Origin of the sequence: Nocardia sp. NPDC057272 (genome assembly GCF_042668615.1) — a bacterium.
GTDB lineage: Bacteria > Actinomycetota > Actinomycetes > Mycobacteriales > Mycobacteriaceae > Nocardia.
In genome coordinates, this window is record NZ_JBHUYK010000016.1 from 75,942 (window position 1) to 90,796 (window position 14,855).

The window sequence follows — 14,855 nt, forward strand, 5'->3', positions numbered from 1 at the left end:
GCGATGTTCACCCTCGATGAGGACGAGCGCGCGATCGGCGAGACCGCGCGCCAGTTCGCCGACGAGTTCCTGGCGCCCGACGCGCTGGATTGGGATGAGCGCAAACACTTCCCGGTCGACGTGCTGCACAAGGCGGGCCCGCTCGGGCTCGGCGGCATCTCGGTGCGCGCCGATGTCGGCGGCTCCGAACTGCGCAGGCTCGACGCGGTGCGGATCTTCGAACAGCTCTCGACCGGGTGCCCCTCGGTCGCGGCGTACATCTCGATCCACAACATGGCGACCTGGATGATCGACGCCTACGGCACCGAGCAGCAGCGCCACCGGTGGGTGCCGGGAATGGCCGCGCTGGAGCTGCTCGGCAGTTACGCGCTCACCGAACCGGGCGTCGGATCCGACGCGGCGGCCTTGAGCACCAAGGCCGTTCGCGACGGCGAGGACTACATCCTGTCCGGCGCCAAGCAATTCATCTCCGGCGCCGGCGCCAACGACGTGTACGTGATGATGGTGCGAACCGGCGGCGACGGCCCGCGCGGCATTTCGGCGCTGATCGTCCCGGCCGACACACCGGGTCTGACGGTGGGACCGAACGAACGGAAGATGGGCTGGAACGCGCAGCCGACCCGGCAGGTGATCCTCGACGGTGCCAGGGTGCCGGTCGCCAACCGCCTCGGCGAGGAGGGCGAGGGCTTCTCGATCGCGATGAACGGCCTCAACGGCGGCCGGCTCAATATCGCCGCCTGCTCGATCGGCGGCGCGCAGGCCGCGCTCGACAAGACGGTCCGCTACCTCACCGAACGTCACGCCTTCGGAAAACCCTTGGTGCGCAACGAGGCATTACAGTTCGAGCTGGCCGATATGGCCACCGAACTGGAGGCGGCGCGGACCCTGCTGTGGCGAGCCGCCGCCGCGCTCGACGCGGACGCGCCGGACAAGGTGTCGCTGTGCGCGATGGCGAAGCGATTCGCCACCGACACCGGTTTCGACGTGGCCAACAAGGCGCTGCAATTGCACGGTGGTTACGGCTACCTGCACGAATACGGCCTGGAGAAGATCGTGCGTGACCTGCGGGTGCACCAGATCCTCGAGGGCACCAACGAAATCATGCGGGTGGTTGTCGCCCGCTCGCTGATCGGAGCAGCATGACCGACGAACCCGAGGTGCTGATCGCCGTCCGTGACGGTCTCGGCGTGATCACCCTGAACCGGCCCAAGGCCATCAACGCGCTCAATCACGCGATGACACTGGCCATCACCGACGCGCTGCGCTCCTGGGCCGGCGACGACGCGGTGCGCGCCGTCGTGGTCACCGGCGCGGGGGAGCGTGGGCTGTGCGCGGGCGGTGACATCGTCGCCATCCATGCCGACGCGAAAGGCGGGACGGCGGGCGCCGATTCGCCCACCGGGCGGTTCTGGCGCGACGAGTACCACCTCAACGCGCTGATCGGCAGCTATCCCAAGCCGTATGTGGTGATCATGGACGGCATCGTGATGGGCGGTGGAGTCGGCCTGGCCGGGCACGGCAGCCACCGCATCGTCACCGAACGGTCCAAGATCGGGATGCCCGAGGTCGGCATCGGTTTCGTCCCCGATGTCGGCGGCACCTACCTGCTCTCGCGGGCGCCCGGCGAGCTCGGCACCCACGTGGCGCTGACCACCGCGCGGATGACCGCGGGCGACGCGATCGCGGCCGGATTCGCCGACTACTACGTGCCCTCCGACGCGCTACCCGAGCTGCTCGACGCGCTGGGCACCGTGGGCGTCGACGCGGCGATCGCGAAGTTCGCCGAGTCCGCACCGGCCTCGGACCTGCTCGCACAGCAGCGCTGGATCGACGCTTGCTACAGCGCGGACACCGTCGAGGAGATCGCGGCGCGGCTACAGGCCGACGAAGCGCCCGAAGCCGCCGAGGCCGCCGCTGCTCTGCTCGCGAAATCCCCTGTCGCACTGAAGGTCACGCTGCGGGCCTTGCGTGCCGCGCAGGACCTGCCGAGCCTCGAGGCGGTGCTGGACCAGGAATACCGGGTCTCGGTCGCCTCACTCGGCTCCCACGATCTGGTCGAGGGCATCCGCGCCCAGGTGATCGACAAGGACCGCAATCCCCAGTGGCGGCCCGCGACCCTCGCCGAGGTGACCGACGAGCAGGTGGCGGCGTACTTCGCCGGTCTGGGTGCGGCGGAACTGGGTTCGACGACAGCGGAGGCACAGCGATGACGAAGACGATCGGTTTCCTCGGGCTCGGCCACATGGGCGGCCCGATGGCGGCGAATCTGGTGCGGGCAGGCTACGACGTGCTCGCCTACGACCCGGTCCCCGCCGCGCAGGACCAAGCGCGTGCCGACGGCGCTACGGTGGTGGCCACCGCCGCCGAGGCCGCCGCCGACCGTGACGTGGTGATCACCATGCTGCCCAACGGCAAACTCGTCCTCGACGTGTACGCCGAGCTGCTGCCCGCCGCCGCGCCGGGAACCCTGTTCCTGGACTGTTCCACCATCGATGTCGCCGATGCGAAAGCCGCTGCGGCGCAAGCTGTGACGGCCGGTCATCGACCGCTGGACGCGCCGGTCTCCGGTGGGGTGGCCGGGGCCACCGCGGGCACCCTCACCTTCATGGTCGGCGGCGCGGCCGCCGACTTCGCCGACGCGAGCGATGTGCTCGCGGTGATGGGCGGCAAGGTGGTGCACTGCGGTGACTCCGGCGTCGGTCAGGCCGCCAAGATCTGCAACAACATGCTGCTCGGGATCTCCATGATCGGCCTGTCGGAAGCGCTGGTGCTCGGTGAGCGGCTCGGCCTGAGCCACCAGTCGTTCTTCGACGTGGTCTCCACCGCATCCGGTCAGAGCTGGGCGCTGACCAGCTACTGCCCGGTGCCCGGCCCGGTCCCCACCAGTCCGGCCAACAACGACTACCAGCCCGGCTTCGCCACCGCGCTGATGTCGAAGGACCTCACCCTGGCCGCGAACGCGTTGCAGGCCAACGGGATCGACGGCCAGCTCGGCGAACTCGCGGCCGCGATCTACGCGCGGTTCAACCAGACCGACGCCGGGCGCGACTTCTCCGCCATCGTCACCGACATCCGGGACCGTTCCGCGGAGGCCGACCGATGACCGACGCAGACAGCTAGGTGCGAACCGACACTGCGACGCTCGGTCTGCGGGGGCCCGCCGCGCGGGCCCGCCGCAGACAGGCGGTGTTGGCCGCCGCGCAAGACGTGTTCGTCGCGCACGGCTATCACGGCGCCCGGATGGACGAGATCAGCGCGCGGTCCGGGATCAGCAAACCGGTGCTCTACGACCACTTCGCGGGCAAACTCGACCTGTATCTCGCTGTGCTGCAGCACAATCTGGACCGGATGGTCGACGGCGTCCGGGCCGCGGTCGCCCGCGACACCGACCCGCGGCGGCGGGTGCGCCGGGCGGTGATGTCCTACTTCGACTTCGTCGAACACGACGTCGGCGGGTATGTGCTGGTGTTCGAATCGCCGGTGCCCAGCGAACCGTCCGTTGAATGGCGGGTACGCACCGCGATGCGCGACTGCGCCGCCCTGGTGAGCGTCGAACTGCGCGCGGGCGGGCTGGACGAGGCCAGGGCCGAGATCCACGCCTGGGCGCTGGTGGGAATCAGCCGGCTCACGGCCGGCCACTGGCTGGAGGCCGGGCGGCCGATCTCGAAAAGTGACGCGGTCGACACCGCGGCCGCCCTGTGCTGGAACGGATTATCGACAGTCGATCGACAACAGGAAGAACAAGGACAGTCATGGCTCAGGCTTTCGCATTGACCGAATCCGACGACACGTTCCTCGCGAGCGCGGCGAACCGCTACGTCCACATCATCGACATTCCCGCGCCGCCGTCGGCGGTGTGGGCGGCCCTGACCGCCGACGACGCCCTGGTGTCGTGGTCCGGGCTGGTCACCGGCATGCGGTGGACCACACCGCGCCCGTTCGGCGTCGGCACCTGCCGTGTCGTCACCCTCGGGCGCATCGCCGCGCTGACCGAACGCTTCTACCGCTGGGACGACCAGCGGCGCATGACCTTTACCGTCGACTTCGCCTCGATCCCCGGCCTGCGCCGCTTCGCCGAGGACATCGAGCTGACGCCGACCGCCACGGGAACCCGGCTGACGTGGACCTTCGCCGTGGAGGGCAAGCCCGCGCTGCAACTGCTGCTGCGCTCGACGAGCGCGGTGACCGAGCGGATCACCGGCTCCATCGCCAAGGGCATCGTGGGCAGTGTCGCCGCGACAGCACCGAACAGCGGCCCTGCGGTCTGACGGTAGGTCGTCTGCGGCTCATCCCTTGAGCCGCAGCACCGCCAGCACCCTGCGATGGCGGGTATCCGACGGTGGCAGATCGAGTTTGGTGAAGATATTGCCGATGTGTTTCTCGACGGCCCGCTCGGTGACGGTGAGCGAGGTGGCGATGGCGTTGTTGGTGAGGCCCTGCGCCATCAGTTCGAGCACCTCCCGCTCGCGCGGGGTGAGCCGGGCGAGCGAATCCTGTTGCCGGGACGCACCCATCAGCTGACTCACCACCTCGGGATCGAGTGCGGTGCCGCCGGTGGCGACCCGGTGCAGCGCGTCGACGAAGTCACCGACGTCGGCGACGCGATCCTTGAGCAGGTAGCCGACGCCGCTGGCGCCGGCGGCGAGAAGCTCTGTGGCGTATCGGGTTTCGATCCACTGCGAGAACACGAGCACGCCGGTATCCGGATACTTCCTGCGCAGCTCGATGGCGGCCAGCAGACCCTCGTCGGTGAAGCTGGGCGGCATCCGCACATCCACCACCGCGACATCGGGCCGGTGGGCGTCGACGACCTCGCTCAGCGACGTCGCGTCGCCGACCATCGCCACGACCTCGTGTCCGCGTTCGGTGAGCAGCCCGGCCAGCCCGTCGCGCAGGATCGCGCTGTCCTCGGCGATCACCACCCGCAACGGTCCGTGCGCACCGCCCGCGGTCACTGCGGGCCCTCGTTCGGCAGGATCATGGTCACCACGGTAGGCCCACCGGCGGGACTGTCGACGGTGAGTGTGCCGTCGACAGCGAGAGCACGGGCGGCGAGCCCGGCCAGCCCGCTGCCGGTGACGGTCTGCGTGCCGGGGCGGGGCGCACCACCGATTCCGTTGTCCCGCACGGTGACCGCGATGGATCGCAGACTGTCGGGCAGCACCGACACCGCCACCCGGTTCGCGTGCGCGTGTTTGACCACATTGGTCAGTAGTTCGGCGACGGAGAAGTAGGCGATCGCCTCGATGGCCGGGCTCGGTCGCCGCAGGATCTGCACACGCAGGTCGACCGGCACCGCGCAGCGGGCGGTGAGCGTCTCCAGGGCCGGGCCGAGGCCGAGTTCGAGCGCGGGTGGATGGATGCCGCGCACCAGTTCGCGCAGTTCGGTGAGCGCCTCCTTGGAGTTGGCGCGCGCCTCGGCGATGAGGTCGCGGGCGTCGCCGCCCGCGGCCAGGCGTTCTTCGGCCCTGCCCAACGCCATGGCGATGGTGACCAGCCGCGCCTGCGTGCCGTCGTGCAGGTCGCGCTCGACCCGGCTCAAGGTGGCGGTCGCGTCGTCCACCGCGGCGCGTCTGCTGGCCCGCAATTGCGCCAGTTGCCGGTCGCGCGGTGTCGCCGCCAACAGGTGCACGATCAGCATCCGATGCACCCAGCAGAGTGCCCGGATCAGCCACGGCAGCGCGAAGCACAGCAGGATGCCGATCCCGGACAGCGCGAGCGCCCGCGGCCAGGTATCGATGTAGAACGTTCCGAACTGCGCGAGACTGTGGTGTTCCACGCCGTTGTCGTCTACCTGCACCGGATCGAGCAGCGCCCATGGAATGGGCGAGAGGGCCGTGAACCCGACCATCGCGATCATCACGAGGACGACCCAGCCCACCGCGACACCGAGCACCGACTGCGCGAGCAGGAACAACACCGCCCGCCAGCTCGGCCGATCGGTGAACGCACTCTTCAGGAAGCCGAAAAAGCCGCTCGACCTGGTGAAATCCGGTGGTGATTCGACGTGGGCGCCGAGCAGCCCGCGCCCGAGGAACCGGTAGATCCGGCCCCAGACCCGCCCGCCGAGCAGCACCCCCGCCAGCACCGGAATACCGATCAGCACGATCGACGCGTACAGCCCGCCGCCGAACCCGAAGAACAGGTAGCACACGGCCGCACAGCCCAGAACGAACGACAGGACCAGATAAGTGAGCTCCTTCCACGTCCTGGCTTCGAACGGTGCGCGCAGGATCGCACCCAGCGGGCCCCTCCGGCGCTGCGGTGTCTCCTGCGTGGCATCGAGCGCCACGGTGGGTTCGCCGGCGATGTCGACCACGAGTGTCTGCTCGGCTGGTGTCTCGGTCATGACTCCATGGTTGTCGTCGCGGGCCGGAAATACGATCGAGCTGTCCACCGAGTCGATGGTGTAGCGAGCTACACCATCGCGCGTTCGAGGGTGAACGACCGCTGGCCGGATTGTCCGCGTCCGTGTTTGAATGCGGCGCAACCACATTCGCAGCCGGAGGAGGGCGTTATGGGCCAGGATGTCGACTTTCCGGGGCTGGCGGATGGGGTGAGGTCTCGTTTCGTCGACGACGTCAACGGGTTGCGCGTGCACCTTCTCGAAGCCGGCCACAGCCGTTCCGGTCGTCCGCTGGTGGTGCTGCTGCACGGTTTCCCCGAACTGGCGTACTCGTGGCGCAAGGTCTTGGCGCCGCTGGCCGACGCCGGATTTCACGTGGTCGCCCCTGATCAACGCGGCTACGGCCGAACTACGGGCAGCGATGTCGCCGACCTGGCGTCCTTCCGAACCGGCAACCTGGCCCGCGACGCGCTGAGTCTCGTCGGCGCGCTCGGCTATGAACGGGCGCATCTGGTCGGGCACGACTTCGGCTCTGTTGTCGCCGGATGGGCCACGCTCGGCGGCGAACAAGTCATCAGCTCGTTGACGATGATGAGCGCGCCGTTCGCCGGTGCGGGAATACCCAAGTCCTCGACCGAACTCGACGACGCCCTGCGCGCGCTGTCGCCACCGCGCAGGCACTATCAGCACTATTTCGCGGGAACCTCGAGCGCCGCAGACATCTTGCATGCCCCGCAAGGGATCGCCGACTTCCTGCGCGCGTATTTCCACATGAAGAGCGCCGACTGGCCGGGCAACGCGGACGCCGGAGAACTCCCGGGACCGACTGCGGCCGATTTGGCACTCCTGCCGCGGTACTACGTCATGGACGCGGGCGTCGGCATGCCGGAAACAGTAGCGCCGTACTTACCTTCACCACAGGAGCGGGCCGACTGTGCCTGGCTCACCGACGAAGAACTGAATTTCTACGCTCGCGAATTCGGTCGCACAGAATTCCAGGGCCCACTCAACTGGTACAGAGCTCTCACCCTGCCGATCACAGAAACCCCAACCGTCCCGCGAATCGAAGTGCCCACTCAATTCATTGCCGGCCGATGCGATTGGGGTATCTGGCAATCGCCCGGCGCATTACGCACCATGGCGGAAGACGTCTGCGCGCAGTTCACCGGTACGTATTTGGTACCCGACGCCGGGCACTGGGTCCAGCAGGAGCAACCGATCGCCGTCATCGACCAGATCTCGAGATTCCTCGACGAAAACTAAGCCGGACGACGCTGACTCCCTCGTCGGTCTCGCATCGCCTGGGATTTCAGCACATCGACCTCGCAGCCGGGCGAGTTCGGGTCGAAGCCGTGCTCGACCAGCCAGCGGACTCCGAGCAGGCTGCGCAACGACCACCACGCCCGGATCACCTCGAGGTCGACGTCGGTGCCGTACCCGGCGATCACGTCGCCGAGGTGTTCCTCGTGTCCGAGAGTCAGGGTGGCGAGGTCGTACACGGCGTCGCCGCGGGCGGCCTCGGACCAATCGATCACCCCGGTGACCTCGTCACCGTCGACGAACACGTGGGCGATCTGAAGATCGCCGTGGATGAACACCGGCGTCCACGGCCGCAGCGCGGACTCGGCGATCCGGCGGTTACGGACGACCAGGTCGGCGGGAAGCACGCCCTTGGTGACGAGCCACTCGCATTCACCATCGAGTTCGGAGGTGAGTTCGTCGAGGCGGCGACCCGGCCAGGGTGGCAGCGGCGCGTCGTGCAGCATTCGGACAGTGGCGCCCGCCGCTGACCACGCCGCCGCGGACGCGGTCGACGGTTCACCGAGGCGGCCGAGTGCGCGACCCGCGAGCGCGGCGAGCGCCAGGACGGGCGGTTCCCGCCACAGGATCTCCGGAGTCGGGATCGGTGCGGCGGCCATTGCGGCGACCTCGACGTCGGTGCGTACCTGGTCGGTGTCGACCTTCAGGAACACTTCGCCCACACGCACCGTTGCGCGCTCATGGTGGGCGACAACGACTTCGAGTGCTTCCACGTCGGCCAGTATGGCCGGGATTTCGACGAACGTCGCGGGGTTTTCGCGTGCCGGGGTTCGCCGGATCCCGACCGAATCCATCACTGTTTCGGATGTTTCTGCGCGGGTAGCGCGAAGGGAGACCACGATCAGAAAGGCTGTTGTGATGCCGAAGATCGCTGAATCCGGGTGGGCTAGGAGCTCGGAGTTGTCGACTGTCTCGCGGCGTTACTGATGGCCGATGACGTCGAAAGGCGGGGGTCCGACGACGGGGAATACCGGCGGGCCGCGCTCTACGTCGTCTGTGTGGTGGGTGTCGCGGCTCTTGTCTTCGCCGCCGTGAACGTGTGGGCGGCCAACCGGGGTGCGTGCGCGGACGCGCAGACCCACCTGTGTGACACCCCGTCCGAATCGGCCATCGTGATCGGCCCCTCGGTAGTTGTGCTGCTCGGTGGTATCGGCGCGTTCATCCGGACCTACCAGCGGTGGCGCGCGGGCAACTCGTGGCGGACATGGCAGGGCGCGGGCTGGTTTCTGTTCATTCTGATGACGGCCTACCTGGCTATCGGGGCCGGCACGATCGCGGGGTAGCTCTGCTGGTGCATTCAAGACTGCGGCAGTCGCGACGATGGTCGGCCGCCGATCCGGCTTCTTGCCGTCGGAGACTGACGAGGTCGTGGTATTCCGCCCATGATTTCGGTCCACCATGACTGCAACGGACTGGGTTCGGGCCAGAGGACGCATGGTGCTTCAGGTTCCGATTCGGGCAGGGGATCAACGAAGTCGAGTGCGAGATGGTCGGAATAGCGCATGACAACTTCCTCGGTCTTTCTGGAACTGTGCTTTCGCCGACGCTGCGGGATTGTGGCCGGTGATCCGGTTGGACTACTACACCCGAGCGGGATTCCCTCGGCACCGGCAGGATTCACGGTGTCCCGGCTGTTCCTGCGTTATCAAGAGCGGCTGGTAATACCCATTTGAGCACGCGAGTAGTCGGCTGTCAGGCGTTGTGACCGTCCTGTTGTAAATGCCCATGGAACTCAGAACTGGGTGAATACTGGGGTGACCACTTCGGTGGAGAACGGCGGCGCGTTCTCGAGTCACCACCGCAAGCTGCGTTCTCGGCTCGGCGATGGACCGCACTCGGAGCGCTGAGACAGGAGGGTCTGGTGATGGACGACTCTTCCTGGAATCAGCGCGTTCGTGGCGAGACCGAGATCCAGCGGCTCGACCGCAACTGGGCATCACTGCTGCAGGAATTGCGCGTGGTGCAGACCGGCGTTCAGCTGCTCACCGGGTTTCTGATGGTGCTGCCGTTCCAGCCTCGATTCGAATCGTTGAGCACGTCGATGCGGGTGCTGTACCTGGTCGTTCTCACCGCCTCGATCTGCGCGACCGCGCTGCTGGTGGCGCCCGTGGCCGCGCATCGGCTGCTGTTTCGCCGGCATCAGCTCGCGTGGCTGGTCTCGGCGTCGAATCAACTCGCGCTCACCGGGGTGATACTGCTCGGCGTTGCACTCGTCGGAGTGGCGGTGCTGCTCTTCGATGTCGTGGCGGGCCCTGTCGCGGCGGCGGTAGCGGGGGTGGTGTTCGGTGCGCTGTTCATCGGGACCTGGCTGGTTCGACCCTGGTTCGCACGTCGCCGACCAGCCCAGGACGCCTTCGACGACCAGCAGCCCGGTGCCGAACGGGCCGACCCGCCCGAACGCTGACTTCTCGGCCGACGCAGTGGTTGGCGGTTGCCGGGGCCGTCGTGTGGGACAGCGCCCGAACGGGACGCGCTGGCCCCGGCAACCGCCCGCCCGCCGGTCAGGAGGTCGGCCATCCTGTTCCCGGCGGCGGTCTGTGGTTCGATCTACAACCGCGCGATACCCGGGCGAATCAGGTCGAAACAGGACCGCTGATTCTCGACGTCTCGATTCAGTTCTGCTTCAGACTGCCCACGGCGAGCGATCCGTTCGCCAAGGGCTCCCGCTTCTCCACGGCGCGGACATAACTGTCGGGGTCCTTGTCGACCGGGCGGACACCGGCGTAGTGGCGCGCCTCGTAGGCGGCGAAAGTGACAGCCAGCCGGTGGCGTTGCGATACCGGGGCCAACCGGCGGAATTCGGTGAGGCCTTCGCGTTCTTCCTCTGCCATGTGGTCGCTGTTGGCGAGGTTGGCCGCCGCGACGGCGGCATACCAGTCATCGGTGCCCACGGGATGATGCGCGACGTCGGCCACCGCGTCTCTGATCTCGTTGTGATCGTGGATGGCATCGAGCGTCTCGTCCTCCACCGCGCTCGTGCGTCTGGCCGCGATACCCGTCTCGAGCAACGCGGGGTAGAAGATCTCCTCTTCGGCCTGCGCGTGTAGCTCGAGGAAGGCCGCGAGTCTGTCCCAGATCGAAGACAGCGCACCGGTGTCGGTGCGATCGATCTGTTCCAAGATCGCGAACAGCCGCCGCTGCTCGTGGTGGTCATCAAGGATCAGCTGGGTAATGTCCACGATTCCTCCCTGATCGTCAGGTCAGCATGGATGGTCCGGGCAGCCGGCTACGTCGTCGGTAGCCGACGATAACGCACTGCCGCTGCCTTCCTGGTCAGCGCCGTTGTTGTCCTCGCGCGGTAGTGCGCGGCGCGGGCCAGTCCAGCGCGATACCCAGGATGGAGCCCACACCGCGAACCGCCGAGATCACCGCGCGCACCTCATCGATCCCCTGTCCGAAGGCTTCGGTGCGATCGTCGATCCGGAAGGGGCACAGAAACGTGTGCGGTCGATCGGGGTCTTGGCGGGGTCGTCCGAGCGTGATCACCACGGGACCCCCGGTGGTGTGCACGGCCTTGGCCGCCAGCGGAGGACCGAACTCGCGGGCCTTCGCGGCGGATAGGCCGCCTACCGGCAGGGGAGGGTCCACGGGTTCTCGCGAGCGGTCCGAGTCGTCGGGGCGGCCCGACGAGCCGACGAGCGTCGCGGCGTGCGAAATGTCGATCAACGCGGCATAGATGGCGGCCAGCCTATCCGGTCCGCGCGCTTCGCGAACAGGGCTGCCGACAACGCGGTATGTGCACCGCCACCCCTGTGTCGCGAGGTCTTGGCGAGGATCGGCGACCTGGACACGCAGTGCACGGTGTCCGGCCTTCACGGTGCTCACGATGGCTATCTCGTCGAGTTCGGTGTTCACAGATCCTCCAAAGGTTGTGCGCAATCGCGACGGACTTCGCTGCGCGCGGACCCGCGGATGGGTGTTGCCGCGTATAGGCTGGATCGGTTCATCTCCGACGTACCACTTCCACGATGAGAAGGGGATACACGTTGTCGACTCACAGAATCGCGTCCGCCGTGGCGATCGGCGTCACCATCGCTTTCCTGGCGGCCGGAACAGCGGCCGCTGCGCCCCGATCACTTGCCCTGACACAGCTGCAACTCGGTGAAGGCGCCGCGATCACCCAGATGGGCCATCGCGCAGCCGAAGCCATCGGTGACAGCGACGAAGGCGGTAAGCCGGAGGGCGACGCCGACGGTAAGGGGAAGGGCAAAGGGAAAGGCAAGGGCCAGGGCAAAGGCAAAGGCAAAGCCGGAAGCCCGGGCGAGGCGGATCGATGACCGCGATCGGGTTGATCTTCACCGGAGTCGCTGTGCTGCTGCACGGCTATATCTTCGTGATGGAGTCGCTGCAGTGGACGTCGGCGCGGACGCGAGCGACCTTCGGGATATCCGCCGCGGAGGCCGAGGCCACCAAGGAAATGGCCTTCAACCAGGGGTTCTACAACCTCTTCCTGGCCGTCGTGGCGGCAGTCGGCATGGGGTTCACCGCCTTCGGCGACAAGGGAATCGGGCTCGCGCTCGTGCTGGCCGGGGCCGGTTCGATGGTGGCTGCCGGCGTGGTACTGCTCGCATCCTCACCGGACAAGGCGCGTCCGGCGCTGATCCAGCTGGTACCACCACTGATCGGTTGCGCCGCCTTGGTGATCGCCCGGCTCTGAGCGCGTCATCCACGACCCGATCTCGGCGCGCGGCTGTTTGGGACGCGGATTTCGAGGTAACACGACGATGCGGCCGTCGGCCGCGCGTGCGGGTCATCACATCGTCGGAGGAGGAGAAGTTCATGGATCCCCTGGACATCATCGCTCAGTGGCGTCGCGACATCGAGCTCGCCGATAGTGGCGGCGAGGAGGCCGCGATCCAGCGGTTGCGAGGCGAGTGGTCCGCGTCGGCAGGCCTCGACCCGCAGGACGCGCTGACCCTGACTCCCGAGAGCGACGAGTCCAGTCGGCGTACCAAAATTACCGACGACGATCGGACCTGATCGGCCCGGCGCAGCAGTTCGGCAACGCGCTGGACGATCAGTGCGGGAGCGGTGCGGTCGCTGGGCCCTCCAGCACCGCGCCGTCCGGTGCGAAGCGCGACCCGTGCAGCGGACAGTCCCAGGTCTTCTCGGCGTCGTTCCAGTTGAGGATTCCTCGCAGGTGTGTGCAGACCGCCGACACGGTGTGGGTCTCACCAGCGACGGTGCACAGCGCGGTCGGGTGCAGGCCGCGGCGTTCCACCCTGCCCTCTCCCTCGGGCGGCGTAGTTCCCGCGTCGGTGCCGAGCAGGTGCAGCCATCCGGTCGACATGTGCCGTGCCACTGCGGTGTTGGCCTGTACGCCCGCGACCAGTGACTTCACCGCACCGGAACGCCAGCCGTCGTAGGCTCGCGACCACGTGGGCTGCCGCTCGGTCAGCCGGCCGGCCAACAGCAGGGCGGCGGCGACGCCGTTGGTCATGCCCCACTTGGCGAAACCGGTCGCGCACTGCACCTCGTCGGCACCGAGCTGTACCGCGCCGACATAGGGCAGTTCGGAGATCGGGTGGTAGTCCTGCGCGGACCAACGATCGAGGAGTTGCGCGCCGGGGAACCAGCGATTCGTCCAGTCCAGCAATTCCCGGGCGTGATCGGCCTCGGAATCGACGCGGCCGACGTCGTGGCCGCTACCACCGACCAGCAGGACATCGTCGGCCTCGGTGGGGCACCAGCGCAGCGAACGGATCGGCCGACCGGCGCTGATGAACATCTCTTGCGGAATCGGACCCGGAACCTGGAACGCGGCCAGGTAGGACCGCTGGGCCGTGAGTTGTGCCGCGAGGCCGAGACGGTCGAACACCGGTGATCCGGTCGCCACGATCGCGTTCGCCGCCGAGACCTCGCCCTGGTCGGTGCCGATCACCACGTGACCTTCGCGTCGGCGAAGTCGCCGTGCGCGCGTCGATTCGAAGATCCGGCCGCCGCTCGCCTCGATGTCGGCCGCGAGCGCGGTGAGAACCGCGACCGGATCGACCTGCGCTTGCTCCCTGAGCCGGACACCGCCGCGCGTGGGGAAAGGGACGTCGAACTCGTCGATCAGCTCGGTGGGCAGTCCTACCGCGCGGGTGGCCTCGTACTCGGCGCGGACCGCCGCGAACTCGCCGGCATTCTGTGCGTAGGTGGCCGCGGGAACGCGCTGAGTCGCGATCTCGTGGTCGATACAGAAGTCGAGCAGCCAGTCGAAGCCTGCCTGATTCGCGGCCAGATACGTCGACAGAACGGCGATGCCGTGCCGGCGGGCGATCGCCTGCGCGCGGGTTCCCTGCAGCAGTGAGATCTTCGCGGTGGACGCGCCGGTTGTCACGGCGCCGATCTGGCGTGCCTCGAGGACGACGACCTCGCGGCCCTGCTCGGCCAAGCGCAAGGCGGTGGTCAGTCCGACGATCCCGGCACCGATCACCACGGTGTCGACCTCGATGTCACCGGCGAGCGGAAGCCGGGTCGGCCTCGGCGTACCTGCTAACCAAAACGATGTCATGCGGGCCGCATACCCCGATACGCCGAACGAAACGATGCAATTCGACAGCGATCGCGATCCCCGGCGCCAGGCGGACTGCCGCGAAGCCGCGGTGCGCCCAGTTCAGTGTCTGCCCTCGGCGAACTCCTCGACGATCTTGGCGCAGAAGGCGGGCAGGTCGGCGGGATTTCGGCTCGACACCAGACCGTTGTCGACGACGACTTCCTGGTCGACCACGGTGCCACCCGCGTTGCGGATGTCGGTGCGCACGCTGGGGTAGGAGGTGAGGGTACGGCCGCGGACGGCGTCGGCTTCGACGAGAATCCACGGACCGTGGCAGATGACGCCGATCGGTTTGCCGGTGGCGGCGAACTCCTTGACGAAGGCGACCGCCGCGGGATCCTGGCGGAGCTTGTCGGGGTTGGTGGTGCCGCCGGGGAGCAGGAGCGCGTCGAAGTCGTCGACGGCGGCTTCGGCGACGCGCCGGTCCACCGGGAAGGTGTCGCCTTTCTCGACGTCGTGGTTCATGGCCTGGATGGCGCCGTTCGCCAAGGAGAGCAATGTGGTCGTGGCGCCGGCGTCCTCGACGGCGGCGCGTGGCTGGACGAGTTCGACCTGTTCGACTCCGTCGGTGGCCAGGATGGCGACGCGCTTTCCGGTCAGTGGCTGCTGAGGCACCGTGCACTCCTTCGGATGAATGGGGTTGCGTTCGTG

Annotated in this window: 18 protein-coding genes; 11 read left to right on the forward strand and 7 right to left on the reverse strand. The window is 67.8% G+C overall.

What is annotated here, in order from left to right; all coding sequences use genetic code 11:
• The first annotated feature begins 3 nt into the window (after positions 1-3).
• The 5 genes from ACFULV_RS21420 to ACFULV_RS21440 are packed head-to-tail and all read left to right on the forward strand — an operon-like array spanning position 4 to position 4,268.
• Entirely contained in the window at positions 4-1,143 is a 1,140-nt protein-coding gene (locus ACFULV_RS21420; RefSeq protein ID WP_378659232.1) for an acyl-CoA dehydrogenase family protein, read from the forward strand.
• A complete protein-coding gene (locus tag ACFULV_RS21425) occupies positions 1,140-2,210 on the forward strand; it encodes an enoyl-CoA hydratase/isomerase family protein (protein WP_378659234.1) in 1,071 nt (356 codons plus the stop codon). The genes ACFULV_RS21420 and ACFULV_RS21425 overlap by 4 nt, the downstream gene beginning before the upstream one ends.
• Positions 2,207-3,103: a 3-hydroxyisobutyrate dehydrogenase gene (gene mmsB / locus ACFULV_RS21430; protein WP_378630784.1), complete on the forward strand. Its 897-nt coding sequence runs from the start codon at positions 2,207-2,209 to the stop codon at positions 3,101-3,103. The genes ACFULV_RS21425 and mmsB overlap by 4 nt, the downstream gene beginning before the upstream one ends.
• A 17-nt stretch (positions 3,104-3,120) precedes the next feature.
• On the forward strand, positions 3,121-3,774 hold the full coding sequence (locus tag ACFULV_RS21435; protein ID WP_378659237.1) for a TetR/AcrR family transcriptional regulator: 654 nt from the start codon (positions 3,121-3,123) through the stop codon (positions 3,772-3,774).
• On the forward strand, positions 3,753-4,268 hold the full coding sequence (locus ACFULV_RS21440; RefSeq protein ID WP_378659240.1) for an SRPBCC family protein: 516 nt from the start codon (positions 3,753-3,755) through the stop codon (positions 4,266-4,268). The genes ACFULV_RS21435 and ACFULV_RS21440 overlap by 22 nt, the downstream gene beginning before the upstream one ends.
• Positions 4,269-4,286: 18 nt before the next feature.
• Here the strand turns inward: ACFULV_RS21440 and ACFULV_RS21445 are convergent, their stop codons facing one another.
• Positions 4,287-4,928 carry a LuxR C-terminal-related transcriptional regulator gene (locus ACFULV_RS21445; RefSeq protein ID WP_378631445.1) on the reverse strand — a complete coding sequence of 214 codons (642 nt, stop codon included), beginning with the start codon at positions 4,926-4,928 and terminating at the stop codon, positions 4,287-4,289.
• Positions 4,929-4,951: 23 nt separating this feature from the next.
• Complete coding sequence (locus tag ACFULV_RS21450) at positions 4,952-6,349, reverse strand: sensor histidine kinase (RefSeq protein ID WP_378659243.1); 1,398 nt, start codon at positions 6,347-6,349, stop codon at positions 4,952-4,954.
• Positions 6,350-6,517: 168 nt separating this feature from the next.
• On the opposite strand from ACFULV_RS21450, the gene ACFULV_RS21455 reads away from it, so the two are divergent.
• Positions 6,518-7,609 (forward strand): alpha/beta fold hydrolase, encoded by a 1,092-nt coding sequence (locus ACFULV_RS21455; protein WP_378659246.1) that lies wholly within the window; start codon positions 6,518-6,520, stop codon positions 7,607-7,609.
• On the opposite strand, the gene ACFULV_RS21460 is transcribed toward ACFULV_RS21455, so the two are convergent.
• Positions 7,606-8,379, reverse strand: a complete 774-nt coding sequence (locus ACFULV_RS21460; protein ID WP_378659249.1) for a phosphotransferase family protein — start codon at positions 8,377-8,379, stop codon at positions 7,606-7,608. The two genes, ACFULV_RS21455 and ACFULV_RS21460, sit on opposite strands and share 4 nt — an antisense overlap.
• A 213-nt stretch (positions 8,380-8,592) precedes the next feature.
• Between ACFULV_RS21460 and ACFULV_RS21465 the strand changes: the two genes are divergently transcribed.
• Both ACFULV_RS21465 and ACFULV_RS21470 read left to right on the forward strand, forming a co-directional pair.
• Positions 8,593-8,949, forward strand: a complete 357-nt coding sequence (locus ACFULV_RS21465; protein WP_378659251.1) for a hypothetical protein — start codon at positions 8,593-8,595, stop codon at positions 8,947-8,949.
• A gap of 581 nt (positions 8,950-9,530) precedes the next feature.
• Complete coding sequence (locus ACFULV_RS21470; RefSeq protein ID WP_378659254.1) at positions 9,531-10,070, forward strand: DUF6328 family protein; 540 nt, start codon at positions 9,531-9,533, stop codon at positions 10,068-10,070.
• A 208-nt stretch (positions 10,071-10,278) separates the two neighbouring features.
• On the opposite strand, the gene ACFULV_RS21475 is transcribed toward ACFULV_RS21470, so the two are convergent.
• Together ACFULV_RS21475 and ACFULV_RS21480 are read right to left on the reverse strand one after the other, a co-directional pair.
• Positions 10,279-10,845 carry a hemerythrin domain-containing protein gene (locus ACFULV_RS21475; RefSeq protein WP_378630795.1) on the reverse strand — a complete coding sequence of 189 codons (567 nt, stop codon included), beginning with the start codon at positions 10,843-10,845 and terminating at the stop codon, positions 10,279-10,281.
• A 94-nt stretch (positions 10,846-10,939) separates the two neighbouring features.
• The gene (locus ACFULV_RS21480; RefSeq protein WP_378659257.1) at positions 10,940-11,521 is read right to left on the reverse strand and encodes a hypothetical protein; all 582 of its coding nucleotides are present in this window, start codon (positions 11,519-11,521) and stop codon (positions 10,940-10,942) included.
• Between the two features lie 131 nt (positions 11,522-11,652).
• Between ACFULV_RS21480 and ACFULV_RS21485 the strand changes: the two genes are divergently transcribed.
• The 3 genes from ACFULV_RS21485 (at position 11,653) to ACFULV_RS21495 (ending at position 12,646) form a co-directional block, all read left to right on the forward strand.
• Entirely contained in the window at positions 11,653-11,943 is a 291-nt protein-coding gene (locus ACFULV_RS21485; RefSeq protein WP_378659259.1) for a hypothetical protein, read from the forward strand.
• Positions 11,940-12,323: a DUF1304 domain-containing protein gene (locus tag ACFULV_RS21490; RefSeq protein WP_378659262.1), complete on the forward strand. Its 384-nt coding sequence runs from the start codon at positions 11,940-11,942 to the stop codon at positions 12,321-12,323. Before ACFULV_RS21485 ends, ACFULV_RS21490 begins: the two co-directional genes overlap by 4 nt.
• A 122-nt stretch (positions 12,324-12,445) precedes the next feature.
• The gene (locus ACFULV_RS21495) at positions 12,446-12,646 is read left to right on the forward strand and encodes a hypothetical protein (protein WP_378630801.1); all 201 of its coding nucleotides are present in this window, start codon (positions 12,446-12,448) and stop codon (positions 12,644-12,646) included.
• 37 nt (positions 12,647-12,683) lie between these two features.
• Here the strand turns inward: ACFULV_RS21495 and ACFULV_RS21500 are convergent, their stop codons facing one another.
• Complete coding sequence (locus ACFULV_RS21500; protein WP_378659265.1) at positions 12,684-14,162, reverse strand: FAD-dependent oxidoreductase; 1,479 nt, start codon at positions 14,160-14,162, stop codon at positions 12,684-12,686.
• A 102-nt stretch (positions 14,163-14,264) separates the two neighbouring features.
• On the reverse strand, positions 14,265-14,819 hold the full coding sequence (locus ACFULV_RS21505) for a type 1 glutamine amidotransferase domain-containing protein (protein ID WP_378659268.1): 555 nt from the start codon (positions 14,817-14,819) through the stop codon (positions 14,265-14,267).
• Between the last annotated feature and the right edge of the window lie 36 nt (positions 14,820-14,855).